Source organism: Enterobacter sp. MALB-1 (genome assembly GCF_041021625.1).
Classification (GTDB): domain Bacteria; phylum Pseudomonadota; class Gammaproteobacteria; order Enterobacterales; family Enterobacteriaceae; genus Enterobacter; species Enterobacter oligotrophicus.
Window position 1 is genome coordinate 1,288,238 of record NZ_JBDPJL010000001.1, and the last position, 26,814, is coordinate 1,315,051.

The 26,814-nt window shown below is 55.9% G+C and carries 20 protein-coding genes; 15 read left to right on the top strand and 5 right to left on the bottom strand.

Features of this window, described 5'->3' with window-relative positions; all coding sequences use genetic code 11:
• Positions 1-109: 109 nt before the first annotated feature.
• From purL to glnB, 5 genes are all read left to right on the top strand, one after another.
• Positions 110-3,997, top strand: coding sequence for a phosphoribosylformylglycinamidine synthase (gene purL, locus ABGB15_RS06245; RefSeq protein WP_215723671.1), 3,888 nt, complete (start codon positions 110-112; stop codon positions 3,995-3,997).
• A gap of 535 nt (positions 3,998-4,532) precedes the next feature.
• The gene (gene qseE / locus ABGB15_RS06250; RefSeq protein ID WP_167515558.1) at positions 4,533-5,966 is read left to right on the top strand and encodes a two component system sensor histidine kinase QseE/GlrK; all 1,434 of its coding nucleotides are present in this window, start codon (positions 4,533-4,535) and stop codon (positions 5,964-5,966) included.
• Positions 5,963-6,715, top strand: coding sequence for a two-component system QseEF-associated lipoprotein QseG (gene qseG / locus ABGB15_RS06255; RefSeq protein ID WP_369064145.1), 753 nt, complete (start codon positions 5,963-5,965; stop codon positions 6,713-6,715). Before qseE ends, qseG begins: the two co-directional genes overlap by 4 nt.
• The gene (gene glrR, locus ABGB15_RS06260) at positions 6,712-8,049 is read left to right on the top strand and encodes a two-component system response regulator GlrR (protein ID WP_215723670.1); all 1,338 of its coding nucleotides are present in this window, start codon (positions 6,712-6,714) and stop codon (positions 8,047-8,049) included. The genes qseG and glrR overlap by 4 nt, the downstream gene beginning before the upstream one ends.
• Before the next feature lie 65 nt (positions 8,050-8,114).
• On the top strand, positions 8,115-8,453 hold the full coding sequence (glnB, locus tag ABGB15_RS06265) for a nitrogen regulatory protein P-II (protein ID WP_003860685.1): 339 nt from the start codon (positions 8,115-8,117) through the stop codon (positions 8,451-8,453).
• 80 nt (positions 8,454-8,533) lie between these two features.
• Here glnB and hmpA read toward each other — a convergent pair whose 3' ends face one another.
• Positions 8,534-9,724, bottom strand: a complete 1,191-nt coding sequence (gene hmpA / locus ABGB15_RS06270) for an NO-inducible flavohemoprotein (RefSeq protein WP_152081869.1) — start codon at positions 9,722-9,724, stop codon at positions 8,534-8,536.
• 304 nt (positions 9,725-10,028) lie between these two features.
• Between hmpA and glyA the strand changes: the two genes are divergently transcribed.
• Positions 10,029-11,282 (top strand): serine hydroxymethyltransferase, encoded by a 1,254-nt coding sequence (glyA, locus tag ABGB15_RS06275; RefSeq protein WP_152081868.1) that lies wholly within the window; start codon positions 10,029-10,031, stop codon positions 11,280-11,282.
• Positions 11,283-11,335: 53 nt separating this feature from the next.
• Here the strand turns inward: glyA and ABGB15_RS06280 are convergent, their stop codons facing one another.
• Entirely contained in the window at positions 11,336-11,758 is a 423-nt protein-coding gene (locus ABGB15_RS06280) for a DoxX family protein (protein WP_215723669.1), read from the bottom strand.
• 88 nt (positions 11,759-11,846) lie between these two features.
• Positions 11,847-13,040, bottom strand: coding sequence for an ROK family protein (locus ABGB15_RS06285; RefSeq protein WP_369064146.1), 1,194 nt, complete (start codon positions 13,038-13,040; stop codon positions 11,847-11,849).
• A gap of 113 nt (positions 13,041-13,153) precedes the next feature.
• Here ABGB15_RS06285 and ABGB15_RS06290 point away from each other — a divergent pair, with 113 nt between their 5' ends.
• From ABGB15_RS06290 to ABGB15_RS06305, 4 genes are all read left to right on the top strand, one after another.
• On the top strand, positions 13,154-16,429 hold the full coding sequence (locus ABGB15_RS06290; protein ID WP_215723667.1) for a DUF5107 domain-containing protein: 3,276 nt from the start codon (positions 13,154-13,156) through the stop codon (positions 16,427-16,429).
• Between the two features lie 69 nt (positions 16,430-16,498).
• On the top strand, positions 16,499-17,935 hold the full coding sequence (locus tag ABGB15_RS06295; RefSeq protein WP_215723666.1) for a sugar porter family MFS transporter: 1,437 nt from the start codon (positions 16,499-16,501) through the stop codon (positions 17,933-17,935).
• On the top strand, positions 17,935-18,783 hold the full coding sequence (locus ABGB15_RS06300) for an aldose 1-epimerase (protein ID WP_215723665.1): 849 nt from the start codon (positions 17,935-17,937) through the stop codon (positions 18,781-18,783). The genes ABGB15_RS06295 and ABGB15_RS06300 overlap by 1 nt, the downstream gene beginning before the upstream one ends.
• Positions 18,784-18,856: 73 nt before the next feature.
• Positions 18,857-19,996 (top strand): 3-phenylpropionate MFS transporter, encoded by a 1,140-nt coding sequence (locus tag ABGB15_RS06305; RefSeq protein ID WP_152081866.1) that lies wholly within the window; start codon positions 18,857-18,859, stop codon positions 19,994-19,996.
• Here the strand turns inward: ABGB15_RS06305 and csiE are convergent, their stop codons facing one another.
• Positions 19,997-21,274 (bottom strand): stationary phase inducible protein CsiE, encoded by a 1,278-nt coding sequence (gene csiE, locus ABGB15_RS06310; protein ID WP_152081865.1) that lies wholly within the window; start codon positions 21,272-21,274, stop codon positions 19,997-19,999. It lies immediately after the preceding gene.
• 125 nt (positions 21,275-21,399) lie between these two features.
• Here csiE and ABGB15_RS06315 point away from each other — a divergent pair, with 125 nt between their 5' ends.
• Positions 21,400-22,038 (top strand): DUF1007 family protein, encoded by a 639-nt coding sequence (locus ABGB15_RS06315; RefSeq protein ID WP_152081864.1) that lies wholly within the window; start codon positions 21,400-21,402, stop codon positions 22,036-22,038.
• The gene (locus ABGB15_RS06320) at positions 22,029-23,009 is read left to right on the top strand and encodes a nickel/cobalt transporter (protein ID WP_215723664.1); all 981 of its coding nucleotides are present in this window, start codon (positions 22,029-22,031) and stop codon (positions 23,007-23,009) included. The genes ABGB15_RS06315 and ABGB15_RS06320 overlap by 10 nt, the downstream gene beginning before the upstream one ends.
• Positions 23,010-23,070: 61 nt before the next feature.
• Here ABGB15_RS06320 and suhB read toward each other — a convergent pair whose 3' ends face one another.
• Positions 23,071-23,874, bottom strand: coding sequence for an inositol-1-monophosphatase (suhB, locus tag ABGB15_RS06325; protein ID WP_028014077.1), 804 nt, complete (start codon positions 23,872-23,874; stop codon positions 23,071-23,073).
• 132 nt (positions 23,875-24,006) lie between these two features.
• On the opposite strand from suhB, the gene trmJ reads away from it, so the two are divergent.
• The 3 genes from trmJ to iscS all read left to right on the top strand — a co-directional run bounded on the left by trmJ (position 24,007) and on the right by iscS (position 26,814).
• Complete coding sequence (trmJ, locus tag ABGB15_RS06330) at positions 24,007-24,732, top strand: tRNA (cytosine(32)/uridine(32)-2'-O)-methyltransferase TrmJ (protein WP_215723663.1); 726 nt, start codon at positions 24,007-24,009, stop codon at positions 24,730-24,732.
• Positions 24,733-24,988: 256 nt separating this feature from the next.
• Entirely contained in the window at positions 24,989-25,480 is a 492-nt protein-coding gene (gene iscR / locus ABGB15_RS06335) for a Fe-S cluster assembly transcriptional regulator IscR (RefSeq protein ID WP_014071350.1), read from the top strand.
• Positions 25,481-25,599: 119 nt separating this feature from the next.
• Positions 25,600-26,814 carry a cysteine desulfurase gene (gene iscS / locus ABGB15_RS06340; RefSeq protein ID WP_148384568.1) on the top strand — a complete coding sequence of 405 codons (1,215 nt, stop codon included), beginning with the start codon at positions 25,600-25,602 and terminating at the stop codon, positions 26,812-26,814.

A 26,814-nucleotide genomic window follows, 5' to 3' on the forward strand; every position in this document is an offset into this window, starting at 1 on the left:
TATTTCGACGCAAACGGTTTCGTCGGCGCTCAGGATTCTCTATAATGACGCCCGTTTTCCCCCCTTGCGCACACTGTAAGCGCCCCGGCGCTTCGAAGACGAGAGACTTATGATGGAAATTCTGCGTGGTTCGCCTGCACTGTCTGCCTTCCGTATTAACAAACTGCTGGCACGTTTTCAGGCTGCCGACCTTCCGGTAAGCAATATTTACGCTGAGTATGTCCATTTTGCTGACCTGAATGCTCCCCTGAATGCAGAGGAACGCGTACAGCTGGAGCGCCTGCTCAAATACGGCCCAAGCCTGAGCAGCCATACGCCGACCGGTAAACTGATTCTTGCCACGCCTCGCCCTGGCACCATCTCCCCCTGGTCTTCCAAAGCCACCGACATTGCCCATAACTGCGGTCTGAACCAGATTAACCGTCTGGAGCGCGGCGTGGCGTACTACGTGGAAGCCTCCACGCTGACCGAAGAACAGTGGCAGGCCGTTGCGGCTGAACTGCACGATCGCATGATGGAGAGCGTGTTTGCCTCTCTGGACGATGCGCAGAAACTCTTCTCTCACCACCAGCCTGCGCCGGTACAGAGCGTGGACCTGCTGGGGCAGGGCCGTCAGGCGCTGATTGACGCCAACCTGCGTCTCGGCCTGGCACTCGCAGAAGATGAAATCGACTACCTTCAGGACGCGTTCGTTAAGCTCAACCGTAACCCGAACGACATCGAGCTTTATATGTTCGCGCAGGCCAACTCCGAGCACTGCCGTCATAAGATTTTCAACGCCGACTGGATCATCGACGGTGAACAGCAGCCGAAGTCGCTGTTCAAAATGATCAAAAACACCATGGAACAAACCCCTGACCACGTGTTGTCTGCCTATAAAGACAATGCCGCGGTGATGGAAGGTTCTGAGGTGGGCCGCTTCTTCGCCGATCGCGAAGCAGGGCGCTATGACTTCCACCAGGAGCCTGCGCATATCCTGATGAAGGTTGAAACCCACAACCACCCGACGGCGATCTCCCCGTGGCCGGGGGCGGCGACCGGTTCCGGTGGTGAAATCCGTGACGAAGGGGCAACCGGGCGTGGCGCGAAACCGAAAGCGGGTCTGGTGGGTTTCTCGGTATCCAACCTGCGTATTCCTGGTTTTGAACAGCCGTGGGAAGAGGATTTCGGTAAGCCAGAACGCATTGTGACTGCGCTGGATATTATGACCGAAGGCCCGCTGGGCGGCGCAGCGTTCAACAACGAATTTGGTCGCCCTGCGCTGAACGGTTACTTCCGTACCTACGAAGAGAAAGTGGACAGCCACAACGGCGAAGAGCTGCGCGGCTACCACAAACCGATCATGCTCGCGGGTGGGATCGGCAACATCCGTGCCGATCACGTGCAGAAAGGCGAGATCGTCGTCGGCGCGAAGCTGATCGTACTGGGTGGCCCGGCGATGAATATCGGTCTGGGCGGCGGTGCCGCTTCCTCTATGGCGTCCGGCCAGTCTGACGCGGATCTCGATTTTGCTTCCGTTCAGCGCGACAACCCCGAGATGGAACGTCGTTGCCAGGAAGTGATTGACCGCTGCTGGCAACTGGGCGATGCCAACCCGATCCTTTTCATCCACGACGTGGGCGCGGGTGGCCTGTCCAACGCCATGCCGGAGCTGGTGAGCGACGGTGGCCGTGGCGGTCGTTTCAATCTGCGCGACATCCTGAGCGATGAGCCAGGCATGAGCCCGCTGGAAATCTGGTGTAACGAATCTCAGGAGCGCTACGTGCTGGCGGTTGCTGCGGATCAGCTTCCGCTGTTTGACGAGCTGTGCCGCCGCGAGCGCGCGCCGTATGCCGTCATCGGTGAAGCCACCGAAGAACAACACCTCTCCTTAAGCGACACTCACTTCGACAACCAGCCGATCGATCTGCCGCTGGACGTCCTGCTGGGCAAAACGCCGAAGATGACCCGCGACGTGCAAACCCGTAAAGCGGCGGGTAAAGCGCTGGATCGCCAGGGCATTACCGTTGCGGAAGCCGTTAATCGCGTACTGCACCTGCCTGCGGTGGCAGAGAAAACTTTCCTCGTGACCATCGGCGACCGGACCGTGACTGGTATGGTATCGCGCGATCAGATGGTTGGCCCGTGGCAGATCCCGGTGGCTAACTGCGCCGTGACCACTGCGAGCCTCGACAGCTACTATGGCGAAGCGATGGCGCTGGGCGAACGTACTCCGGTAGCGCTGCTGGACTTCGCGGCCTCTGCCCGTCTGGCGGTGGGTGAAGCGCTGACCAACATTGCCGCGACGCAGATTGGCGATATCAAACGTATCAAACTTTCCGCCAACTGGATGGCCGCAGCCGGGCATCCTGGTGAAGATGCGGGCCTGTACGAAGCCGTCAAAGCGGTGGGTGAAGAATTGTGTCCTGCGCTTGGCCTGACCATTCCGGTGGGCAAAGACTCCATGTCGATGAAAACCCGCTGGCAGGAAGGTAACGAGCAGCGCGAAATGACCTCTCCGCTATCGCTGGTGATCACCGCGTTTGCGCGTGTGGAAGACGTGCGTCACACCATCACGCCACAGCTTGCGACCGAAGATAACGCCCTGCTGCTGATTGACCTGGGTAAAGGCAACAATGCGCTTGGTGCCACCGCACTGGCGCAGGTTTACCGTCAACTGGGCGACAAACCAGCAGACGTGCGCGACGTGGCGCAGTTGAAAGGCTTCTACGATGCGATTCAGGCTCTGGTGGCGCAGCGTAAGCTGCTGGCCTACCATGACCGTTCTGACGGCGGTCTGCTGGTCACGCTGGCAGAGATGGCCTTCACTGGCCACTGTGGTGTGGAAGCGAACATTGCCAGCCTGGGCGACGATCGTCTGGCGGCGCTGTTTAACGAAGAGCTGGGCGCAGTGATTCAGGTGCGTGCGGCAGATCGCGATGCGGTTGAAGCGATCCTTGCGAAGCATGGTCTGGCTGACTGCGTTCACTATCTGGGTAAAGCCGTTCAGGGCGATCGCTTCATGATTGAAGCAGACGGCCACGCGGTGTTCAGCGAAAGCCGCACCACGCTGCGTATGTGGTGGGCAGAAACCACCTGGCAGATGCAGCGCCTGCGTGATAACCCGGAATGTGCCGATCAGGAGCACGATGCGAAGGCCAACGATAACGATCCTGGCCTGAACGTGAAGCTCTCCTTCGACATCAACGAAGATATCGCTGCACCGTACATTGCGACCGGTGCGCGTCCGAAAGTGGCCGTACTGCGTGAGCAGGGCGTTAACTCTCACGTTGAGATGGCGGCCGCCTTCCACCGTGCGGGCTTTGATGCCATTGACGTTCACATGAGCGACCTGCTGGCAGGGCGTACCGGTCTGGGCGATTTCCAGGCGCTGGTGGCCTGCGGTGGTTTCTCTTACGGCGACGTGCTGGGCGCGGGTGAAGGCTGGGCGAAATCCATTCTGTTTAACAGCCGCGTGCGCGACGAGTTCGAAACCTTCTTCCATCGCCCACAAACCCTGGCGCTGGGCGTGTGTAACGGCTGCCAGATGATGTCTAACCTGCGTGAGCTGATCCCTGGCAGTGAAGCCTGGCCGCGCTTTGTGCGTAACCAGTCTGACCGCTTTGAAGCACGTTTCAGCCTGGTGGAAGTGACGCAAAGCCCGTCTCTGCTGCTGCAGGGCATGGTGGGTTCTCAAATGCCAATCGCCGTTTCCCACGGTGAAGGGCAGGTTGAAGTACGTGATGCAGCGCATCTGGCGCAGCTTGAAAGCAAAGGTCTGGTGGCGCTGCGCTTTGTTGATAACTTCGGCAAGGTCACGGAAACCTATCCGGCTAACCCGAACGGTTCGGTGAACGGTATCACTGCGGTGACCAGCGAAAGCGGTCGTGCAACCATCATGATGCCGCACCCGGAACGTGTGTTCCGTACCGTAAGCAACTCCTGGCACCCGGAAAACTGGGGCGAGGACAGCCCGTGGATGCGCATTTTCCGCAACGCGCGTAAACAACTGGGTTAAGTTGTAGCACCATAACCCTTGTAGGCCCGGTAAGCGTGAGCGCCACCGGGCTTTTTTGTGCCTGTCGCAAAATCGCGACAATCCTCTGGTTTGGGTGTCTCTAAAAGGAGACATTTAACTTATTGATTTATATATGGCAGGACAGGTTCCCGTTAAGGTGTTGCTTAACAGCGACACTTAGCCTGAAAATCATTCAGCGCACAATTAATAGGTTAAACCAGTAAAAGTATTATATTTCAATGTGTTAATATTGTGTTTTGCATTTTGGCACGCCTGTTGCATAATATTAACCAGTGGCTCATTCACCTTCTTATGTCAGCCCCTTCGGGACGTGCTACATAAACTTCGAATGACGCACAAAAAGGTGCCTGCCGTCCAACTACTGATCATAGCGATGCTTTATCAGGCCAGGGCGAAACGTCGAGTTAGGCACCGCCTCATTCCACAACAAAGCCGGGTTTTTACCCGGCTTTGTTGTATCTGAAGGGCAGACTCAGTTACGCTCTCATCTCACCTACATTAAGAGAGTAATGTGTTGAAACGCTGGCCTGTTTTTCCTCGCTCCCTGCGACAGCTTGTTATGATGGCATTCCTGCTCATCCTGCTGCCTTTGCTGGTACTGGCATGGCAGGCATGGCAAAGCCTGAATGCGCTCAGTGCTCAGGCGGCACTGACTAACCGCACCACGCTCATTGACGCCAGACGTAGTGAAGCGATGACCAACGCTGCGCTGGAGATGGAGCGTAGCTATCGCCAGTATTGCGTACTGGATGACCGCACGCTGGAGAAGGTGTACCAGAACCAGCGTAAGCGCTACAGCGAAATGCTTGATGCCCATGCCGGCGTTTTGCCGGACGATAAACTGTATCAGGCGCTGCGTCAGGATCTGAACGATCTGGCTCAGCTTCAGTGTAAAAATAGCGGCCCGGATGCGGCGGCCGCCGCCCGTCTTGAAGCCTTTGCAAATGCCAATACGGAAATGGTTCAGTCGACACGCACGGTGATTTTCTCTCGTGGGCAACAGCTACAGCAGGAAATAGCCGAGCGCGGCCAGTTCTTTGGCTGGCAGGCGCTGGTGCTGTTTCTGGTCAGTCTGGCGCTGGTGCTGCTGTTTACCCGCATGATCATCGGCCCGGTGAAGGGCATTCAGCGGATGATTAATCGTCTGGGCGAGGGGAAGTCCCTCGGTGACACGGTGGTGTTCAAAGGCCCGCGCGAGCTGCGTTCTGTCGGCCAGCGCATTATCTGGCTTTCCGAGCGTCTGGCATGGCTGGAGTCACAGCGTCATCAGTTCCTGCGTCATATCTCCCACGAACTCAAAACGCCGCTCGCCAGTATGCGCGAAGGCACGGAACTGCTGGCAGATGAAGTGGCGGGGCCGCTGACGTCTGAACAAAAAGAGATTGTTGACATTCTGGATGCCAGCAGCCGCAATTTGCAAAAGCTGATCGAGCAACTGCTTGATTACAACCGTAAGCTGGCGGATGGTGCGGTAGTGCTGGAAAAGGTGGAGATTGAGCCGCTGGTGGATATGGTGATCTCCGCCCATAGCCTGCCAGCAAGAGCTAAAATGATGCATACCGACGTGGAACTTAATGAGCCCGCTTGTCTTGCAGAACCGATGCTGTTGATGAGCGTTCTGGATAATCTTTATTCCAATGCGGTGCACTATGGTACTGAATCCGGTAACATTTATATCCGAAGTTATACGAATGGTTCTCGGGTGTTTATTGACGTTGCAAATACGGGCACCCCGATTCCGGATGATGAAAAAGCGATGATTTTTGAGCCTTTTTTCCAGGGCAGTCATCAGCGAAAAGGTGCGGTAAAAGGAAGTGGTCTGGGGCTGAGCATTGCCCGCGACTGCATACGACGCATGCAGGGTGAGCTTAACATCACCCGTGACGATCGTTCGGATGTGTGCTTTCGTATCGAACTGCCTCTTGAGCCGGAAAAATCAATAAAATGAATCTATGTCTGGTGAGTATGTCACACGTCTTTTTCCGCGCAGTGCGCGCGGTGTTTTCCAGCAATAACGTACGCCTGAGCCTGTCATGCTTACTTCTGGCAGGGTGTGTTACCCATGCGCCCAGGAGTGCAATCAGCGAAAAACAAGAAGAAAAATGGCCTGAAAATCAGCTGGCGGATTTTCTTACCACCCCCTGTGAGGGTATCTGGCATTTATCAGGACATGAGGTAGAAACCAACCCGCTGTTCTGGCTGCGTGGCATCGATTGCGCGCAACGTCTGGCTCCCGTTGAGGCCAGGGCGCAGGCAACGATGTGGGGAGAGGATACCTGGCAGGATACCTTTAAACGCGCCATTTTGCTGGCCGATGCCAAAATCACCCCGGTTGAACGTCGTACAAATACCACGCGTCTGGACACGTTCAGTACAAACATTCCTGCGCAGGTGCGCCCGGTGTATCAACTCTGGCGGGACGGCCAGGCGTTACAGTTGCAGCTCTCCGAAGAACGCTCCCGTTACAGCAAGCTGCAGCAGTCAGCCGACAGCGAACTGGCCACGCTTCGTCAGCAGCAGGAGTATCTGCGCACCCAGCTTGATACCACAACGCGCAAACTTGAAAACCTGACCGATATTGAAAGACAGCTCTCGACACGTAAACCGGCAGGCAATTATCTTCCTGACGGATCGAAAGGCAATCCTGCCACGACGCCGGACAGCGAGACGCAGAAACAAGAGGATGTGAAGCCATGACAAGCCGCAAACCTGCTCACCTCTTACTGGTGGATGACGATCCCGGATTGCTCAAACTGTTAGGGATGCGCCTGGTCAGCGAAGGCTACAGTGTGGTGACCGCCGAAAGCGGGCAGGAAGGGCTGAAAGTGCTTTCCCGCGAGAAGATCGACCTCGTGATCAGCGACTTGCGGATGGACGAAATGGACGGGATGCAGCTGTTCACGGAGATCCAGAAACAGCAGCCTGGCATGCCGGTGATTATCCTGACGGCTCACGGGTCGATCCCGGATGCAGTCGCCGCAACCCAGCAGGGGGTTTTCAGCTTCCTGACCAAGCCGGTCGATAAAGACGCACTCTATAAGGCGATTGATAGCGCACTTGAACATGCTGCGCCTTCCGGTGATGACGCGTGGCGTGAATCTATTGTTACCCGCAGCCCGATAATGCTACGTCTGCTTGAGCAGGCGCGGATGGTTGCGCAATCTGACGTCAGCGTGTTGATTAACGGCCAGAGCGGGACCGGGAAAGAAATTCTCGCTCAGGCGATCCACAACGCCAGCCCGCGCAGCAAAAATGCGTTTATCGCCATTAACTGCGGCGCACTGCCGGAGCAATTGCTGGAGTCAGAACTGTTTGGTCATGCCCGCGGTGCCTTTACCGGCGCGGTGAGCAGCCGGGAAGGGCTGTTCCAGGCGGCGGAAGGCGGCACGCTGTTCCTGGACGAGATTGGCGACATGCCTGCGCCGTTGCAGGTCAAACTGCTACGCGTTCTGCAGGAGCGAAAAGTGCGCCCGCTTGGCAGCAACCGAGATATCGATATTAACGTGCGTATTATTTCCGCCACCCATCGTGATTTACCGAAGGTGATGGCACGCAACGAGTTCCGCGAAGATCTCTACTACCGTCTGAACGTCGTAAACCTGAAAATCCCGGCGCTGGCCGAGCGCGCGGAAGATATCCCGCTGCTGGCGAATCATCTGCTGCGCCAGTCCGCGGATCGTCACAAACCGTTTGTGCGTGCGTTTTCCACCGATGCGATGAAACGGCTGATGACGGCAAGCTGGCCGGGCAACGTGCGCCAGCTGGTGAACGTCATTGAGCAGTGCGTGGCCCTGACCTCGTCGCCAGTTATCAGCGATGCGCTGGTGGAGCAGGCGCTGGAAGGGGAAAACACGGCTTTACCCACCTTTGCCGAAGCGCGAAACCAGTTCGAACTTAACTATCTGCGCAAGCTATTGCAGATCACCAAAGGCAACGTGACGCACGCGGCGCGTATGGCCGGACGCAACCGTACCGAGTTTTACAAACTGCTGTCACGCCATGAGCTGGAAGCAAACGATTTTAAAGAGTAATGCCGTATGGTACTGTGAGCAACCGATTACGAAGCAGCTTACTGGCAAGAGTTTAAGGACCCACCATGAAAAAAATTGATGCGATTATTAAACCTTTCAAACTGGATGATGTACGTGAAGCGCTGGCAGAAGTCGGGATCACCGGGATGACAGTGACGGAAGTGAAAGGTTTTGGTCGTCAGAAGGGCCACACTGAACTTTACCGTGGCGCAGAGTACATGGTGGACTTTCTGCCGAAAGTGAAAATTGAAATCGTGGTGAGCGACGATATCGTGGATACCTGCGTCGATACCATTATCCGCACGGCGCAGACGGGTAAAATTGGCGACGGTAAAATCTTCGTCTTTGACGTGGCGCGCGTGATCCGTATCCGTACCGGCGAAGAAGACGACGCTGCGATTTAACATTCAGGCCGGGTGGCGCTGCGCTTACCCGGCCTGAAAAACCCTTCGTAGGTCCGTGCAAGCGAAGCGCCGCCGGGCGATTACAGCACCTTATGCGGGCCGAAACATTCGTAATGAATGTGGTCCTTATTTACGCCCAGCTCAACCAGCTGCTTCGCGGCATACTGCATAAACGCCACCGGTCCACAAACGTAGAACTGCATCTCCGGCGCGCTGAACGCCCCTTCATGCTGGCTTAAATTCATCAGACCTTCGCTGTCAAAACGAACCGCTGCGCGGTCGGCTTCGGTTGGCTGACGATACCAGGTATGCGCTGTAAAGCGTGGCAGACCTGCCGCCAGCGTTTTCACCTCATCCGCAAACGCGTGAACATCACCGTTTTCAGCAGCGTGGAACCAGTTTACCTGCGCGCTGTGGTTTGATTTTGCCAGCGTATCCAGCATCGCCAGCATTGGCGTTTGACCGACACCGGCGGAGATCAGCGTGACTGGCGTATTCGCTTCGACAGCCATGAAGAAGTCACCCGCTGGTGCAGCCAGATGCACCACATCACCCACGCTGGCCTCGTTATGCAGCCAGGTAGAGACCTGACCGCCGTCCTCGCGTTTCACCGCAATGCGATAGCCTTTACCGTTTGGCTTGCGGGTCAGGGAATACTGACGGATCTCCTGGTGCGGGAATCCTTCCGGCTTCAGCCACACACCCAGATACTGACCAGGCTGATAATCTGCGACGGGCTGACCGTCGACCGGCTCAAACTCAAAGCTGGTAATCAGCGCGCTGCGTGGCGTTTTCTCAACGATACGGAATGCGCGAGTGCCTTCCCAGCCGCCATTCTTGCTGGCGTTCTCGCTGTAGATCTGCGCTTCACGGTTGATAAATACGTTGGCCAGCACGCCGTAGGCTTTACCCCAGGCGTCCAGCACCTCCTGACCAGGGCTGAACATCTCATCCAGCGTCGCGAGCAGGTGGCCGCCCACAATGTTGTACTGCTCAGGCTTTATCTGGAAGCTGGTATGTTTTTGCGCAATTTTTTCTACCGCAGGCAGCAGCGCCGCCAGGTTTTCAATATTGCTGGCATAGGCCGCGATAGCGTTGAACAGGGCTTCGCGCTGATCGCCGTTACGCTGGTTGCTCATGTTGAAAATCTCTTTGAGCTCCGGGTTATGCGTGAACATGCGATCGTAAAAGTGGGCGGTGAGTTTTGGACCCGTTTCAACCAGCAGGGGGATAGTGGCTTTCACGGTAGCGATGGTTTGAGCGTCTAACATAGCAGCTTCCTTCAGATGTTACTTTAATGATGTATTTTAAATGCATCTTATAAAAAATACCCCTGTGTTGTAAATGGTTCTTTGCATCGTGAAAAATATGCATCACAAACCTGAAAAGAAATCCGTTGAAAAGGGCGAGTGCTTTATTCCTCAAACCCTTGCGTGGCGCGTAGGTAAACGTTTGCGTAAAATCGTTTGTCAAGACCTGTTATCGCAGAACTAATCAGTTATACTGTTGCGCGTTGTCCAACAGGACTGCCTTTTCAGGGCAAAATTTTATTGTTAGCTGAGTCAGGAGATGCGGATGTTAAAGCGTGAAATGAACATTGCCGATTATGATGCCGAACTGTGGCAGGCTATGGAGCAGGAAAAAGTACGTCAGGAAGAGCACATTGAACTGATCGCCTCCGAGAACTACACCAGCCCGCGCGTGATGCAGGCGCAGGGTTCTCAGCTGACCAACAAATATGCTGAAGGTTATCCGGGCAAGCGCTACTACGGCGGTTGCGAATATGTTGATATCGTTGAACAGTTGGCGATTGACCGCGCAAAAGAACTGTTTGGCGCTGACTACGCTAACGTGCAGCCGCACTCTGGCTCTCAGGCTAACTTTGCGGTCTACACCGCGCTGTTGCAGCCGGGCGATACCGTTCTGGGTATGAACCTGGCGCAGGGTGGCCACCTGACGCACGGCTCCCCGGTCAACTTCTCCGGCAAACTGTATAACATCATCCCTTACGGTATTGATGAGTCAGGTAAAATTGACTACGAAGATATGGCGAAGCAGGCCAAAGAGCACAAGCCGAAGATGATCATCGGTGGTTTCTCTGCTTACTCCGGTATCGTTGACTGGGCAAAAATGCGTGAAATCGCAGACAGCATCGGTGCGTATCTGTTCGTTGATATGGCGCACGTTGCGGGCCTGATTGCCGCAGGCGTTTACCCGAACCCGGTTCCACACGCTCACGTTGTGACCACCACCACCCACAAAACCCTGGCGGGTCCACGCGGTGGTCTGATCCTGGCGAAAGGCGGTGATGAAGAGCTGTACAAAAAACTGAACTCCGCCGTGTTCCCAAGCGCGCAGGGCGGCCCGCTGATGCACGTTATCGCGGCAAAAGCTGTGGCGCTGAAAGAAGCGATGGAGCCAGAGTTCAAGGTTTACCAGCAGCAGGTTGCCAAAAACGCCAAAGCGATGGTGGACGTGTTCCTGAACCGTGGCTACAAAGTGGTGTCTGGCGGTACTGAAAACCACCTGTTCCTGCTGGATCTGGTTGATAAAAACCTGACCGGTAAAGAAGCTGACGCTGCCCTGGGCCGCGCCAACATCACCGTGAACAAAAACAGCGTGCCAAACGATCCGAAGAGCCCGTTCGTGACCTCCGGTATCCGTATCGGTTCTCCGGCTGTGACTCGCCGCGGCTTCAAAGAAGCGGAAGTGAAAGAGCTGGCAGGCTGGATGTGTGACGTTCTGGACAACATCAATGACGAAGCGGTTATTGAGCAGGTCAAAGGTAAAGTGCTGGATATCTGCGCACGCTTCCCGGTATACGCTTAATTCCTCTGCTTTGCAGGAATAAAAAAGGCCGCGCTTGCGGCCTTTTTTATGGGCTAACGTCGGTCAAGCGATAGTGCCCCCGGCCCGACAATTGCCAGCAATAGAAATGCACCGGCAATACTGACATTTTTATAGAAGTTAATCATATTCGGCACGACTGCATCACCGGTCATATCCCAGTAATGGTGCCCTATCACTGCGGTTCCCAGAGTATAAAAAATGAAGAGCACGGCAAGAGGGCGGGTGAAAAAGCCGAGGATGATCAGAATCGCGGCGGGCACCTCCATCACCACTGCAATAATGGCGGCCAGCGTGGGCACAGGCGCGCCAAGCGACGCCATGTACTGTACGGTGCCGCTAAAGCCCGTCAGTTTCGGATAACCAAAAATAATAAACAGGACCACGATGGCGATGCGGGCAATTAACAACAGGAAAGCACGAGAGGAGCCGAAATCAAAATAACGTAGCGTGTTCATAGCAGGCTCTTTTTTGGGTGGGATCTGCTTTAAAACTAATACACAAACCGGCAGCCTGCCATTCAGCTTTTCTTCATAAAAATGCGCGTCATGATTCGCTTAGCTGTGATTCCACATATAAATAACCAATCCCCAGAATTTGCTGTGCGCGGCTGAGTTGCCCAAAACTGATATGCGTTGCTTTGATCCCTGGACCATCGTTTTTGTCGAAAGGGTTAAACCCGGTCTGCTGCGTGATGGCATTAAGCCACCTTTCACCAAATGCACAGCTGCGCCCGTAAAGCCATATCTGATTAATATTCAGGATATTCAGAAAATTATACAGACTCAGACCGATCGCATTTGCCGCATTTTCTACCCATGCCTGAACCCGAATATCTCCCTGATGCCAGGCGTGGATCAGCGCACGGGTGGTGAGTTGATCCGGTGAGAAATCAGCGCCAGGCTGTGTTTTCAACCAGACGCGAGCCTGCTTTTTCAGGGCGCTCAGCGAGGCAATGGTTTCAAGGCAACCGTATCGACCACAGTCACAGGCGATACCGTCCGGGTTTACAATGGTGTGGCCAATCTGCCCGCTCCCGTAAAGGTTACCGCGATAAATCTGATCGTTAATCACAAAAGATGAGCCAATGCCGTAGTCGACGTTGATGACGCAAAAATCCTGATCCGCCCCACGATTTTGCCACTTTTCTGCCAGCGCCAGCATCACGCAGTCATTATCTATCCTGACCTGGATTTTTAACTGCTCTTCCAGCAAGTATTTCATTTCCACCGGGGCTTTCCACTGTGCCTGCGGCATGGTTTGCGAGACGCCGGTGACCGGGTCGACCTGCCCGTGTACGCCCAGCGCCAGGTTAATGTGCTGCTCCGGATAGCGTTTGTTGTACTGCCGCCAGCAGTTTGCTATCGCACTGAGCAGCGCCTGCGGGTCGGGGGCGTGGATGGCGATATGCTGAAGTTCGCCCACTGCCAGCAGGCGGGCATCCGCAAGCTGGCACTCAATGCTGGTGGGGGAGACGGTCATGCAGAGCGTCCATGCGCCCTGCTCGGGGATCTGATAGCTGCCACTGTTGAGACCGCGCGCGCTCAATTTTTTTGCTGAATGGCTGATTCGCCCCTCATCAAGCAGCTCTTCAAGAATGTTGCTCACCGCCGGGATCGAAAGCCCCGTTAGCTGCGCCAGGCGCGATTTACTCAGCTGTTTTTCACGCCACAGATGCGACAGAAAGATCACCTTATTGGCCTGACGAACCCGTGCGTTATTTAAACCTGGTCGCAACATATACTTAACTCCCTTAACTGTATTGCGTGAACGGTGCGCATTTTAACAGCAAATTCACGCTATAAACTCGATGCATTCCAGTTTTTACTCTATTTCATTTAGTGGAGAGCGGCATGCACGGCTTAGTTAAGGTATGGCAAGAAACGGTAACACTTCCTACGTGGACGACAGGCGCTGAAGATCCTAATCCCATGTTTCTGGAGAAGCGTGTCTATCAGGGCTCTTCAGGTGCGGTCTACCCTTACGGCGTCATTGACACGCTGACCGGGGAGCGCGAAATGCGCGACTACCAGGCGGTATGGCTGGAGAATGATTTCATTCGCGTGATGCTACTACCCGAACTGGGTGGTCGTATTCATCGCGCTTACGATAAAGTGAAGCAGCGCGATTTCGTTTATTACAACGAAGTGGTTAAACCCGCACTGGTGGGGCTGCTCGGGCCGTGGATCTCCGGCGGAATTGAATTTAACTGGCCGCAGCACCATCGCCCGACCACCTTTAAGCCCGTTGATTTTACCCTTCAGGCGGGTGAAAACGGCGCGCAAACCGTCTGGTTGGGCGAGGTGGAGCCGATGCGCGGATTGCAGGTCATGACCGGGTTTACGCTTTACCCCGACCGCGCGCTTATCGAAATCACCGGTAAAGTCTTTAACGGCAACGCGACCCCGCGCCATTTCCTGTGGTGGGCTAATCCGGCAGTGAAAGGCGGTGATGCGCATCAGAGCGTCTTCCCGCCGGATGTCACGGCGGTGTTCGATCATGGCAAACGTGATGTCTCCGCTTTCCCTATTGCCACTGGCACCTACTACAAGGTGGACTACTCGGCTGGGGTCGATATTTCGCGTTACAGGAATGTACCCGTTCCCACCTCCTACATGGCAGAGAAATCGGAATACGATTTTGTCGGGGCCTACCATCATGATGAACGAGGCGGTTTGCTGCACGTTGCCGATCACCACGTTTCGCCGGGCAAAAAGCAGTGGAGCTGGGGTTACGATGATTTTGGTCAGGCGTGGGATCGCAACCTGACCGACGACAATGGCCCCTATATCGAACTGATGACCGGCGTGTTCACCGATAACCAGCCGGATTTTACCTGGCTCGCCCCGTTAGAGGAGAAGGTCTTCGTTCAGAACTTCCTTCCCTACAGCGAGCTGGGGATGGTGCAAAACGCCAGCACTCAGCTGGCAATGAAGCTGGTAAGAGCGTCGCAACAGCTGCAACTGGGGATCTACGCCATCGCGCCGCTGGACAACATTCTGGTTCAGGTGAGTACCGACCAGCAGCCGATCTTTGAAACCTCTCTGACGCTGTCGCCGGGGGAGAGCTGGCAACAACACTTGCCGGATAGCTATCCGCAGCGCTTAACCATGACGGTTAAGACCGCTGAGGGCCGGACGTTGCTGCACTACCAGGAGCATGAGGCGCAGGAAACGGTGTTACCCGATCCTGCTCGTGCCCCGGCAATGCCGGAAGAGATCGCTAACGCGGATGAGCTCTATTTTATTGGTCAGCATCTGGAACAGTACAACCATGCAAGCCGTTTTGCGGCGGACTATTACCGCCGTGCGGTAGAGCTCGATCCACACGATTATCGCAACAACGTTGCTCTGGGCACGCTGGCGTTTAACGCCGCCGACTGGACGCAGGCGGAACAGTGCGCCCGCGCCGCGCTGATGCGTGCTCATCAGCTGAATAAAAATCCGCGTGACGGTGAGGCCAGTATGCTGCTGGCCGCGTCGCTTGAGCGGCAGGGAGATGAGGCGGGCGCATGGGACAACTTCTTTAAAGCCTCCTGGAGCGGCAACTGTCGTGATGCTGCATTCTGGGCGCTGGCGCGTCTGGCGATGAAACGAGGCGATGCCAAAGAGGCGCTTGAAAAAGTTAGCGTTAGCCTGCAGGTGAACGGGACCAACCATCTGGCAATGGGGCTTAAGGCACTGGCTCTCTCCGAGTGTGGTCAACAGGAAGAGGCGCTCGACTTTATCACTCAAAGTCTGACGCATTACCCATTGAGCTATCCGCTGCACTGCGCCCGCTGGCTTATCGCACAGGATACCGCTTCAGAGGAGGCGCTGCTGCAGGTCACCGGGCGTCGTGGGATCAACGCCAGCATGCTGGCCGGGTGGCTGGTCTCTCTGGGACGCAAAGAGGCTGCCCTGAAAGCACTGAAATTGCTGGGCTGCCAGGAGACCATTCCGTTGTTATGGCAAGCGTCACTCACCGATCAGGCCGACACGCGTCAGGCCTTGCTGAGCACAGCGCAGCGTTGCCACGTCCGGCATGTCCGTTTCCCCAATACGCTTGATGAACTTCAGATGCTGGAAACCCTTAAAGATGATGCGTTTGCGGGGTATCTGCTCGGCTGTTTCTGGTACAGCAAACGGCGGTATAGCGAGGCCGTTTCATGCTGGCATAAGACCATAGCGCAACTGCCGGACTATGCCCCTGCGTACCGACTGCTCGGGATCTACGCCTGGAATAAACAGCACGACGCGGCGACCGGAATGGCCTGCCTGCAACGGGCTGTTGACGCAGAGCCGGAGAATGCGCGTTTTCTCTTTGAACTGGATTATCTCAGGAAGCTAACGGCCACGGCGGCCAGCGAGCGCCTGAGCGTGCTTGACGCTCGCCAGCAGGTCGTTCTGCGCCGTGATGATCTCACGGCGGAGCTGTTGAGCCTGTGGAATAGCCAGGGAAATTATGCCGCCGCCGCGAACATTTTGCAGACCCGGCAGTTCCATCCCTGGGAAGGGGGGGAGGGTAAGGTCACTGGTCAATACCTGCTCAACCAAATGCACCGGGCGTTAGAGGCCATCGTGGAGAATAACATCACTACGGCCACGCGCCTGCTGGAGGAGGCGCTCCATTATCCGCACAACCTGGGAGAAGGGCGTCTGCCGGGACAGACGGATAATGACATTCGCTATCTACTGGGTTTCTGTGCGGCGCAGAAAGGCGAATTGCAGCAGGCACAACTGCACTTCCAGCACGCATCGCGCGGCGGCGTGACGCTGGACGCGGGTCGCTATTATAACGATCAGCCCGCTGACTATCTCTTCTGGCAGGGTATGGCGCTTCGTGCTGGCGGTCGCGCGACCGAGGCAGAACAGCACTTCCGCCGCTTCCTGGAATGGGTTGAGCATCACCGCAACGCTATTCCCGAAGCCGATTTCTTTGCCGTATCGCTTCCGGATCTGGTGGTTCTTGATACGCCTGCGACGCTGCAGCACCAGCAGCACTGCCTGTTTATTGAGGCGCTGGGGCATTTGGGGCTGGGCGACGCCCTGGCAAGTCAAAGGGCGATGCAGCAACTTCTGACAATAAATCCTGCTCATGATAAAGCGCATCTCATTTTACACGCGCAGCGATGCGGCATCTTTGCCTGAGCCTGAACCGGGCGGGATTTTCCGCCCAAATCCTACTGTTCCCTGCGTTTCCCTTATAGAGGAATCAACATGAATAACGCGCAGACACATCTCAAAATGGGCTACGTCTGGACGATCTGTCTGGTGGCGGCCTGCGGTGGATTATTATTTGGTTACGACTGGGTAGTGATTGGCGGCGCGAAGCCGTTTTATGAAGCGTATTTCTCGATTACCGATCCTGCGCAGTCAGGCTGGGCGATGAGTTCTGCCCTGGCCGGGTGCGTCTTCGGTGCGCTGATTTCGGGCTGGTGTGCCGATCGTTACGGGCGAAAAATCCCACTTATTCTCTCAGCCATTCTTTTCAGCGCCTCGGCGCTGGGGACGGCGCTGGCAAGCAATTTCGATATGTTCGTTATCTACCGCATTGTTGGTGGGGTGGGGATTGGTCTGGCGTCGGCGTTGAGTCCACTCTATATCGCTGAAGTCAGCCCGGCGGAAAAGCGCGGACGCTTCGTTGCCGTGAACCAACTGACCATCGTGATTGGGGTTCTGGCGGCACAGCTGGTTAATCTGATGATTGCCGATCCTGTTGCCAGCGGCGCGACGCAGAACACCATCCTCAACACCTGGAATGGTCAGATGGGCTGGCGATGGATGTTTGGCGCAGAGCTACTGCCCGCCGTGGTCTTCCTGGTGCTGATGTTCCTGGTTCCTGAATCGCCGCGCTGGCTGATGAAAGCAGGCAAACCAGAGCGTGCCCGCGACACCCTTGAACGTATTGGCTCGGCTTCCTATGCCAGTCAGACCCTGAAGGAGATAGCCCAGACGCTGGTGAAAGACAACAATAAGGTCTCTTACTCAGCATTACTGGCCCCGCAGATTAAGCCCATCGTCATCATTGGGATGGTGCTGGCGGTATTCCAGCAATGGTGTGGAATCAACGTTATCTTCAACTACGCGCAGGAGATATTTGCCTCCGCCGGATTTGATATCAACGGAACGCTGAAATCGATCGTAGCCACCGGCATTATTAACCTGGTATTTACCGTCGCGGCATTACCGCTGGTGGATAAACTTGGCCGCCGCAAGCTGATGCTGCTGGGCGCGAGTGGCCTCACAGTTATCTACGTGCTGATTGCTACAGCCTATGCGCTGGGGATCATGGGCTGGCCGGTACTGGTACTGGTGCTCGCCGCTATTGCCATTTATGCCCTGACGCTGGCACCAGTGACCTGGGTGCTTCTCTCCGAGATTTTCCCCAACCGCGTGCGCGGCATGGCTATTTCGCTCGGGACCCTGGCGCTGTGGATCGCCTGTTTCCTGCTGACCTATACCTTCCCGCTGCTGAATGCCGGGCTGGGTGCGGCGGGCAGCTTCCTGCTGTACGGCATCATCTGCGCGATGGGCTTTATCTACATTCTGCGAAATGTACCGGAAACAAAAGGTGTCACTTTGGAAGCACTTGAAACTCAGCTGGCACAACGGCACGGTGTGGCGCACGGTGCTAAGCAAGAGCAGGCCCATTGATGGTGCAGGCTTTTACTCTGGAAAACGCGCATCTTCGGATGCGTGTTGATCCACATGGCGGAGCGATTGAGCAGCTGTTCTCGACGCGCTTTAGCCTTCCTGTTCTGCAGGCTCCGGACAACCAGCCATCGCTGTTCCCGATGCTGCCTCTGGCAAACCGGGTCGCCGGAAATCGATTTTTGCTGCAAGGGCGAGAGGTGGCGTTACCCCAAAGTCCACGTGATGCCACTTTTTATCTGCATGGCGACGGATGGTTCAAACAATGGCAGGTTACTTCCCGTTCCGCCACCGGATGCGTACTGCAGTTACGCAGCGTTGATCCCTGCGGGTTTAATTACCTGGCGCAATTGCATTATCAGCTTCTCGATAATGCGCTTCATGCCAGCCTGACGCTCACCCATTGTGGTCCTGAGCCGATGTTATACGGGCTGGGATTCCACCCCTGGTTCTTTTTTGAAACCGGAAACAGCGTGCAGTTCAGCGCCAGCGGCTACTGGCCGGAAGGGGAAAACCATTTACCGCTAGCGTGGCAAGGGAAATTACCGGCTCACGCCAGTTTTCATGCTCCCCAGTTTGGACGTGATGCGTGGCTGAATGTCTGTTATTCCGGCTGGAGCGGGCGGGCACACTTACGAAATAATGAGATGAAAATCACACTTTCGTCGCAAACTCCCTGGTTGATGCTGTTCAGAATGTCGGGTCAGCCATTCCTCTGTCTGGAGCCGCAAAGCCACCCGGTGAACGCCCACCACATGCCGGGACAACCTGGTTTAGTGATGCTTTCTCAGGGAGATAAAACGCATTTTTCGATGACAATTAGGGTCAATTCATCGGCAGAAAAATGTTAATTTATTGTTAATTTGAGACTTGCGTCACCCAACGTTTACCGCCAGACTATCGCCTCCATATCGGGAGGGATTCATGGTCTTGCATTCCACGCGCTGGCTGGCGCTCAGCTATTTCACCTACTTTTTTAGCTACGGTATTTTTCTGCCTTTCTGGAGCGTCTGGCTCAAAGGGGTTGGCCTGACGCCGGAAACCATCGGCGTGCTGCTGGGTGCAGGACTTGTGGCGCGCTTCCTGGGCAGCCTGCTCATCGCACCACGCGTCAGCGATCCTTCCTTATTGATTAAAGCCGTGCGTATTCTGGCGCTGCTGACCCTGGTCTTTGTCGCCTGCTTCTGGGTGAGCCATCAGTTTGCCTGGCTGATGGTCGTCATGGTCGGCTTCAACCTGTTCTTCTCGCCGCTGGTTCCGTTGACGGACGCACTGGCGAACACGTGGCAAAAGCAGATTACGATGGATTATGGCCGCGTGCGCCTGTGGGGATCGATTGCCTTTGTCATCGGTTCTGCGCTGGTGGGGAAACTGGTCAGTCTCTACGATTATCATGCCATCCTTGCGCTACTGAGTATCGGGATTGCTTCCATGCTGCTGGGGATGTTGCTACGACCATCGGTGATGCCGCAGGGCGAAAGCCGCCATCACGAAAGCGCAGGCTGGCCAGCATGGCGTTCTCTGGTGGCGCAAAGCTGGCGTTTTCTGGCGTGCGTCTGCCTGCTGCAGGGAGCACATGCGGCGTATTATGGTTTTAGCGCGATTTACTGGCAGGGGGCGGGATACTCCGCCTCTGCAGTCGGTTACCTGTGGTCGCTTGGCGTGGTCGCTGAGGTCATCATCTTCGCGCTGAGCAAAAAGCTGTTCCGCCGCTTTGGTGCGCGCGATTTGTTACTGCTTTCCGCCGTGTGTGGCGTGGTGCGCTGGGGCATTATGGGCTGGACCACTGAACTCCCGTGGCTGATCGTGGCGCAAATCCTCCACTGCGGCACCTTCACCGTGTGTCACCTGGCGGCGATGCGTTATATCTCGGCGCGTGAAGGGGGAGAGGTGATCCGCCTGCAGGCGGTTTATTCCGCCGTCGCGATGGGTGGCAGTATTGCGGTAATGACGGTTTTTGCGGGCTTCCTCTACCAGCACCTGGGCCACGGTGTGTTCTGGGTAATGGCACTGGTTGCGCTTCCGGCAATGATCGTTCGCCCTAAAGTAGCCGCCCGCGCGTAACTACGTTTCCAGCATCGCGCGGATATGTTCCTGCTGCTGCGCATTCAGTGTCTCAACGGCGTGAATGAGCGGCGGCGAGAACAGGGGCAAAATGGTGGCGTATGGCGTAATGACCAGCGCAGCCTCGCGCGGAGCCCCTTCTTTCTGGAAGGTCTCCAGCGTCAGATAGCGGATGTTGAGCGGCAGTAGCGTCAGTTCCCGTAGCTGCTGCTCAATCAACGCTTCACACGCTTTGTCTTCTCCCGTCAGTAACACCACCTGCTTTTCATGCAGGTCGGTTTCCTGCATTAGCCAGGCACCAAAAATCACGGCCACCAGGCTCATCTCTTCGTCAGAGAAACGCAGCCCAAACTCCGCTTCCAGTTCAAATAGCGCCTCTTTCGAGGTGCGCAACAGTCGCGGATAGAGGCGATGGATCTCTTCCGGCAGGCTGTTGTCGATGCCGATGTCAAACAGCGAGCGGTCCAGCGCCTGAGCGAGATGGATATATAGCTGATCGGTCAGCCCTTGCTCATCGCTAAAGTTCATCCCCGTTTGCGCCCGAAAGCGGGCAACCATGCGCACAATGGCCCGGCGCAAGCGCTGATCCTGCTGGTGTTTATCCAGCACAGGGTCGGGCGTGCGCAGCATCATAAACAGGATGGCCAGAAACAGTTGTTCATCGGCGTGGGGAGCCTGCGGGACGCGCCGCTTCCAGTGGCGCACGATTTCCTGTGCCGTAAAATATTCGCCCCTCGACTGCGCCCAGTTGCGCTGAACGTGGGTAAATTGCGGCGTATTGCCCTGATGGTGTTGGAGCAGACAATATTGCAGATACAGCTGTAAGAACAGGATGTCGCGACACTCAAACTGGCGCTGAAGTTTGCGCGAGCAGAAGTTGATCAACGCCCTCAGGTTGGTATCGTCATAAAGCGTGCGCGCAATACCGTACCGTTTAAGCGCGGTTTTTAACGCGGGGGTAAACTGATGCGAAACAAACTGCGGGCACAGCCGGAGCGCTCTGCGCAGCCAGTGCAGCAGGCATAAGCGCTGATTGAGGGCCGAGCCTTCAATTCGGTAGCAACCGTCGGGGTGCGTAACGATGTCGAGCCGGTGATAGCGCTGGATTTCATCGCGCGTCTCGGCTATATCTTGCCGTGCCATGGCGTCGTCCACGCCATTGGCAGCGATAATGCTCTGTGCGGTGACGGCAGCTTCGGGCAGGTAAAGCATCAAAAGCACCTGGCAGCGGCGCTGCGAACTGGAAAGCACAGATGGAATTTCAAGCGTCGTCATCATCTGTCGGGTATCCAGTGTGAATGTTTGATAAGAATAGCTAAAGGATGGATGCTGAAAAGCGCACCGGCAGGCCTTTCAATCAGGATTGCTGGCGAACATCACAGAATTTTTGACGTGAGGAATTGATGCAAATAGTTAAACACAGCGCGATGGCGTTATTTTTGGCGGTTTTCACCTTCACTGCCAGCGCACATCCTCACAGTTTTATCAGCCTGAAAACCGAGCTGGTAACGGACGGGACGCAGCTTAGCGGGCTGAAAATGCGCTGGACGATGGATGAAATCACCTCTGCAGACCTGCTCTATGACGCGGGAAACGCGAAGCCCGGCGACGAGATCTGGAAAAAGCTGGCAGCAGAAGTGATGGCGAACGTGCTGGGCCAGCACTACTTCACCGAGTTCTGGCATAACGGGCAAAAAGTGAAGTTCCTCAATCGCCCCACAGAATACGGCATGTCCCGCGATGGTCATCAGGCGGTGCTGACGTTTATCCTGCCGCTGGCACATCCTCAACCGCTGGCGGGGCAGACATATACGTTTTCCACGTTTGATCCGACGTATTATGTCGATATGAGTTACGCCGGGGACAGCGACGTCACGCTGCCGACAGCCCTGCAAAAAACCTGCAAGATTGCCATACACACGCCGAAACCCAGCGAAGAGATGCTGAACTTTGCGGTCTCTCTCGATAAAGCAGATGCGCCGCCAGAGGATATGGAATTGGGTAAACAGTTTGCACAACAGGTGACGTTGCAATGTCAGTGATCTCCTCGCCGGTCCGAAAATCACGCCGCTGGCTTCACCTCTGGCCGCTGGCGCTCTTTTTACTGTTAGCCGTTTGCGGCTCGTTGTGGCTGTGGTACGCCTGGCCGCAGGTGATGATGAAAAGCATCATCTGGCAGCGGGAAGTCAACCAGCAGATGAGCGGGTTGCTGAAGGCGGTGGCGGATAATCCGACCAGAGCGGGCGGCTCCCTGCTGGCGTTTAGCTTTTTCTATGGCGTGTTACATGCGCTAGGGCCGGGGCACGGCAAGATTGTGATCACCACCTGGCTGGCGACGCATCCTTCAAAACTGAAATCAAGCATTGGCCTGACGCTGGCTTCCTCTTTGCTTCAGGGGGGCGTAGCGATTGCGCTGGTGGTGATTGTGCTTTCACTTCTGCAGCTCCCGGCACGTCAACTGCATATGAGCAGCTTCTGGCTGGAGAAGGGGAGTTACGCGCTGGTCGGCGTGCTGGGGCTAATCCTCTGCTGGCGGGCGTTGAAAAAACTGCGCGTGCTGCTGCAAAAACCGAAATTCAAAACCTTTACGCCGCATCATATTCACGATGAAAACTGCGGCTGCGGGCACCAGCATCTGCCGACGCAGGAACAGTTGCAGAACGGCGACGACTGGCGGGCGCGGTTGATGATCGTTCTCTCGATGGGCATGCGACCGTGTTCGGGGGCGATCATGGTACTGCTGTTCAGTAAGGTGATTGGCGTGTTCGGCTGGGGAATGCTCTCGGCGCTGGCGATGGCGGCGGGCACGTCATTAACGATTTCTTCGCTGGCGTTACTGGTACACAGCTTCCGTCAACTGGCGGTAAAACTCAGTGGCAATAGAACGCCGGTGCTGTGGCGACAGGTCGGGTGGACCACGCTTGCGCTGGCAGGTGGGGTGATTTTGCTTGTGGCTGCAGTAACGATGTGGATGAGTGCGGTGCCGTTGGGGAGGGGATTGCGGCCTTTTTAATCGGGTGCGGTCTGATGCCCGCACCCTAACCCTCTCCCTGGGGGAGAGGGGATTACCGGGATTAACGCTTCAGCGCATCGCTCAGTTCGTCACGCATGTTGGCCAGCATGGCTTTCACAACGCGTGGGTTACCTGCCACGATGTTGCCGGTGGTCATGTAGTTGTGGCCGCCGGTGAAGTCGCAAACAATCGCGCCCGCTTCACGTGCGATCAGCTCGCCCGCCGCGAAGTCCCACGGCTTCAGAGACAGCTCGAAGTAACCGTCAACGCGGCCGGTCGCAACGTAGGCCAGATCCAGTGCAGCAGAGCCGGTGCGACGGAAGTCCGCGCATTCGGTGAACAGTTTGCCCAGGATATTCATATAGGTGGTTGCGTGCTGCTTCGCCTTGAACGGGAAGCCGGTCGCCAGGATGGTGCCATCCAGATCGCGTGCATTGCTGCAGCGCAGACGGTAGCCGTTCAGCTGTGCGCCCTGACCGCGGGTAGCGGTGAACAGTTCGTTACGCATTGGATCGTAAACCACGGCGACTTCAGTACGGCCTTTAATGCGTACTGCGATAGACACAGAGAAGTGTGGCAGGCGTTTGACGAAGTTGGTGGTGCCATCCAGTGGATCGATAACCCATTGAACATCCTGATCGGTACCTTCATGTTCACCGCTTTCTTCGGTGATGATGGTGTGCTGCGGGTAAGATTTGCGGATCGTTTCGATAATAATCGCTTCTGCGGCTTTATCGACGTTAGTCACGAAATCATTGCTGCCTTTCTGGCTGGTTTCTACGGAGTCTGGGGTTTCGTAGTGTTTGGCAATTACATTACCCGCCTTGCGCGCTGCGCGCACGGCGATGGTCAGCATCGGATGCATCGGTCTCTCTCACTGGATGTTAAAGAACAGGAAAATCGGCGCAGAGTATAGCAGCGGGATCGGAATATGTCTCTCGTTTATGATAATATGCCCGAATATTCTTCAGACACTGAATTCAGACACCTAAAAACTATGCTGCAAAACATTCGAATCGTGCTGGTCGAAACATCGCACACCGGCAATATGGGCTCTGTTGCCCGCGCTATGAAAACCATGGGCTTAACGAACCTGTGGCTGGTTAACCCACTGGTGAAACCAGACTCGCAGGCTATCGCTCTGGCGGCCGGTGCCAGCGACGTGATCGGCAACGCGCAGATCGTTGATACGCTGGACGAAGCCCTCGCCGGTTGCAGCCTGGTCGTCGGCACCAGCGCGCGCTCCCGCACGCTGCCGTGGCCGATGCTGGACCCACGCGAATGCGGCCTGAAAAGTGTTTCGGAAGCTGAGCAGGCACCCGTGGCGCTGGTGTTTGGCCGCGAGCGCGTTGGTTTGACTAACGACGAACTGCAGAAGTGTCACTACCACGTTGCGATTGCGGCAAACCCGGAGTACAGCTCGCTGAACCTGGCGATGGCAGTGCAGGTTATCGCCTACGAAGTGCGTATGGCCTGGCTGGCGACGCAGGAGCAACCGGTCGAACCGAAAGAAGAGATGGCCTACCCGCTGGTGGATGACCTTGAGCGTTTCTACGGTCATCTGGAGCAGACGCTGCTCTCAACCGGCTTTATCCGCGAAGGCCACCCAGGTCAGGTGATGAACAAGCTGCGCCGTATGTTCACCCGCGCGCGCCCTGAAAGTCAGGAACTCAACATCCTGCGCGGGATTCTGGCGTCGATTGAGCAGAAGAATAAGGAATAGTGTCGTCTGTTCGCCGGGTGGCGCTTCGCTACGCGGCCTACGACGCATTCTCCCTCTCCCTGTGGGAGAGGGGCGGGGTGAGGGCATCAGGCCGCACCTATATTATGAAGGCACAGAAGGTTAAATACCTGACTAAAACAGTCAAGTAAATAGTTGACCAATTTAGTCAGGAATGTCAGACTTGGCCCTGCTATGCAATACCCCCATTTTACAATAAAAAACCCCGGGCAGGGGCGAGTTTGAGGTTAAGTAAGACATGAGACTGACATCTAAAGGGCGTTATGCCGTGACCGCGATGCTGGACGTTGCGCTCAACTCCGAAGCGGGCCCGGTTCCGTTGGCTGATATTTCTGAACGACAAGGGATCTCCCTCTCTTATCTGGAACAGCTGTTCTCCAGACTGCGTAAAAATGGACTGGTTTCCAGCGTTCGCGGCCCAGGCGGCGGTTATCTGCTGGGTAAAGACGCCAGCAGTATTGCGGTTGGCGAAGTGATTAGCGCGGTTGACGAATCCGTTGACGCGACCCGTTGCCAGGGTAAAGGCGGCTGCCAGGGCGGCGACAAGTGCCTGACCCACGCGCTGTGGCGCGATCTGAGCGACCGTCTGACCGGCTTCCTGAACAACATCACCCTCGGTGAGCTGGTGAATAACCAGGAAGTGCTGGATGTGTCTGGTCGTCAGCACAGCCATGAATCACAACGCAGCACCCGCGCGCAAGACGCAATCGACGTTAAATTACGCGCGTAATAAAAAGATAAGTATTTCAGAATCAGGCCGGGGCGTTCACTCGCCCCGTGTACTCGGTCGTACATCCAGCCGGTTGCCTGATTCCTTGCATTGAAGCGATGTACGGAGTTTAAAGAGCAATGAAATTACCGATTTATCTCGATTACTCCGCAACCACGCCGGTGGACCCGCGTGTTGCCGAGAAAATGATGCAGTGTCTGACCCTGGACGGAAACTTTGGTAACCCAGCGTCTCGTTCACACCGTTTTGGCTGGCATGCTGAAGAGGCGGTTGATATCGCCCGTAATCAGATTGCTGACCTGGTCGGTGCCGACCCGCGTGAGATTGTTTTCACCTCCGGCGCGACCGAATCCGACAACCTGGCGATCAAAGGTGCAGCTAACTTTTATCAGAAAAAAGGCAAGCACATCATCACCAGCAAAACCGAACACAAAGCCGTGCTGGATACCTGCCGTCAGCTGGAGCGTGAAGGGTTCGAAGTGACTTACCTCGCGCCACAGAGCAACGGGATCATCGACCTCAAAGCGCTCGAAGCAGCGATGCGTGATGACACCATTCTGGTTTCCATCATGCACGTCAACAACGAAATCGGCGTCGTGCAGGACATCGCGACCATCGGCGAAATGTGCCGTGCGCGCGGTATCATTTACCACGTGGATGCGACCCAGAGTGTGGGCAAACTGCCCATCGACCTGAGCCAGCTGAAAGTGGATCTGATGTCCTTCTCCGGCCACAAAATCTATGGCCCGAAAGGGATCGGCGCACTGTACGTTCGTCGTAAGCCACGTATCCGCATCGAAGCACAGATGCACGGCGGCGGTCACGAGCGCGGCATGCGTTCCGGCACCTTGCCTGTTCACCAGATCGTGGGCATGGGCGAAGCGTACCGCATTGCGAAAGAAGAGATGGAAACCGAGATGGCGCGCCTGCGCACGCTGCGTAACCGTCTCTGGGACGGCGTGAAAGATATGGAAGAAGTGTATCTGAACGGCGATCTCGAGCAGGGCGCGCCGAACATCCTCAACGTCAGCTTCAACTATGTTGAAGGCGAATCGCTGATCATGGCCCTGAAAGACCTGGCCGTCTCTTCCGGTTCTGCCTGTACGTCCGCAAGCCTTGAGCCATCCTACGTGCTGCGCGCGCTGGGCATGACTGACGAGCTGGCACACAGCTCTATCCGTTTCTCTTTAGGTCGTTTCACTACCGAAGAAGAGATTGACTACACCATCAAGCTGGTCCGTAACTCCATCGGCCGTCTGCGCGACCTTTCTCCACTGTGGGAAATGTTCAAGCAGGGCGTGGATCTGAACAGCATTGAATGGTCACATCACTAA

Coding starts and splice junctions, on each gene's coding strand:
- ABGB15_RS06315 (WP_152081864.1), top strand. CDS start 21,400: ATGCAAATAGTTAAACACAGCGCGATGGCGTTATTTTTGGCGGTTTTC.
- ABGB15_RS06295 (WP_215723666.1), top strand. CDS start 16,499: ATGAATAACGCGCAGACACATCTCAAAATGGGCTACGTCTGGACGATC.
- glrR (WP_215723670.1), top strand. CDS start 6,712: ATGACAAGCCGCAAACCTGCTCACCTCTTACTGGTGGATGACGATCCC.
- trmJ (WP_215723663.1), top strand. CDS start 24,007: ATGCTGCAAAACATTCGAATCGTGCTGGTCGAAACATCGCACACCGGC.
- suhB (WP_028014077.1), bottom strand. CDS start 23,874: ATGCATCCGATGCTGACCATCGCCGTGCGCGCAGCGCGCAAGGCGGGT.
- ABGB15_RS06320 (WP_215723664.1), top strand. CDS start 22,029: ATGTCAGTGATCTCCTCGCCGGTCCGAAAATCACGCCGCTGGCTTCAC.
- iscR (WP_014071350.1), top strand. CDS start 24,989: ATGAGACTGACATCTAAAGGGCGTTATGCCGTGACCGCGATGCTGGAC.
- ABGB15_RS06290 (WP_215723667.1), top strand. CDS start 13,154: ATGCACGGCTTAGTTAAGGTATGGCAAGAAACGGTAACACTTCCTACG.
- iscS (WP_148384568.1), top strand. CDS start 25,600: ATGAAATTACCGATTTATCTCGATTACTCCGCAACCACGCCGGTGGAC.
- purL (WP_215723671.1), top strand. CDS start 110: ATGATGGAAATTCTGCGTGGTTCGCCTGCACTGTCTGCCTTCCGTATT.
- qseG (WP_369064145.1), top strand. CDS start 5,963: ATGAATCTATGTCTGGTGAGTATGTCACACGTCTTTTTCCGCGCAGTG.
- glnB (WP_003860685.1), top strand. CDS start 8,115: ATGAAAAAAATTGATGCGATTATTAAACCTTTCAAACTGGATGATGTA.
- hmpA (WP_152081869.1), bottom strand. CDS start 9,724: ATGTTAGACGCTCAAACCATCGCTACCGTGAAAGCCACTATCCCCCTG.
- csiE (WP_152081865.1), bottom strand. CDS start 21,274: ATGATGACGACGCTTGAAATTCCATCTGTGCTTTCCAGTTCGCAGCGC.
- ABGB15_RS06280 (WP_215723669.1), bottom strand. CDS start 11,758: ATGAACACGCTACGTTATTTTGATTTCGGCTCCTCTCGTGCTTTCCTG.
- ABGB15_RS06305 (WP_152081866.1), top strand. CDS start 18,857: ATGGTCTTGCATTCCACGCGCTGGCTGGCGCTCAGCTATTTCACCTAC.
- ABGB15_RS06300 (WP_215723665.1), top strand. CDS start 17,935: ATGGTGCAGGCTTTTACTCTGGAAAACGCGCATCTTCGGATGCGTGTT.
- ABGB15_RS06285 (WP_369064146.1), bottom strand. CDS start 13,040: ATGTTGCGACCAGGTTTAAATAACGCACGGGTTCGTCAGGCCAATAAG.
- glyA (WP_152081868.1), top strand. CDS start 10,029: ATGTTAAAGCGTGAAATGAACATTGCCGATTATGATGCCGAACTGTGG.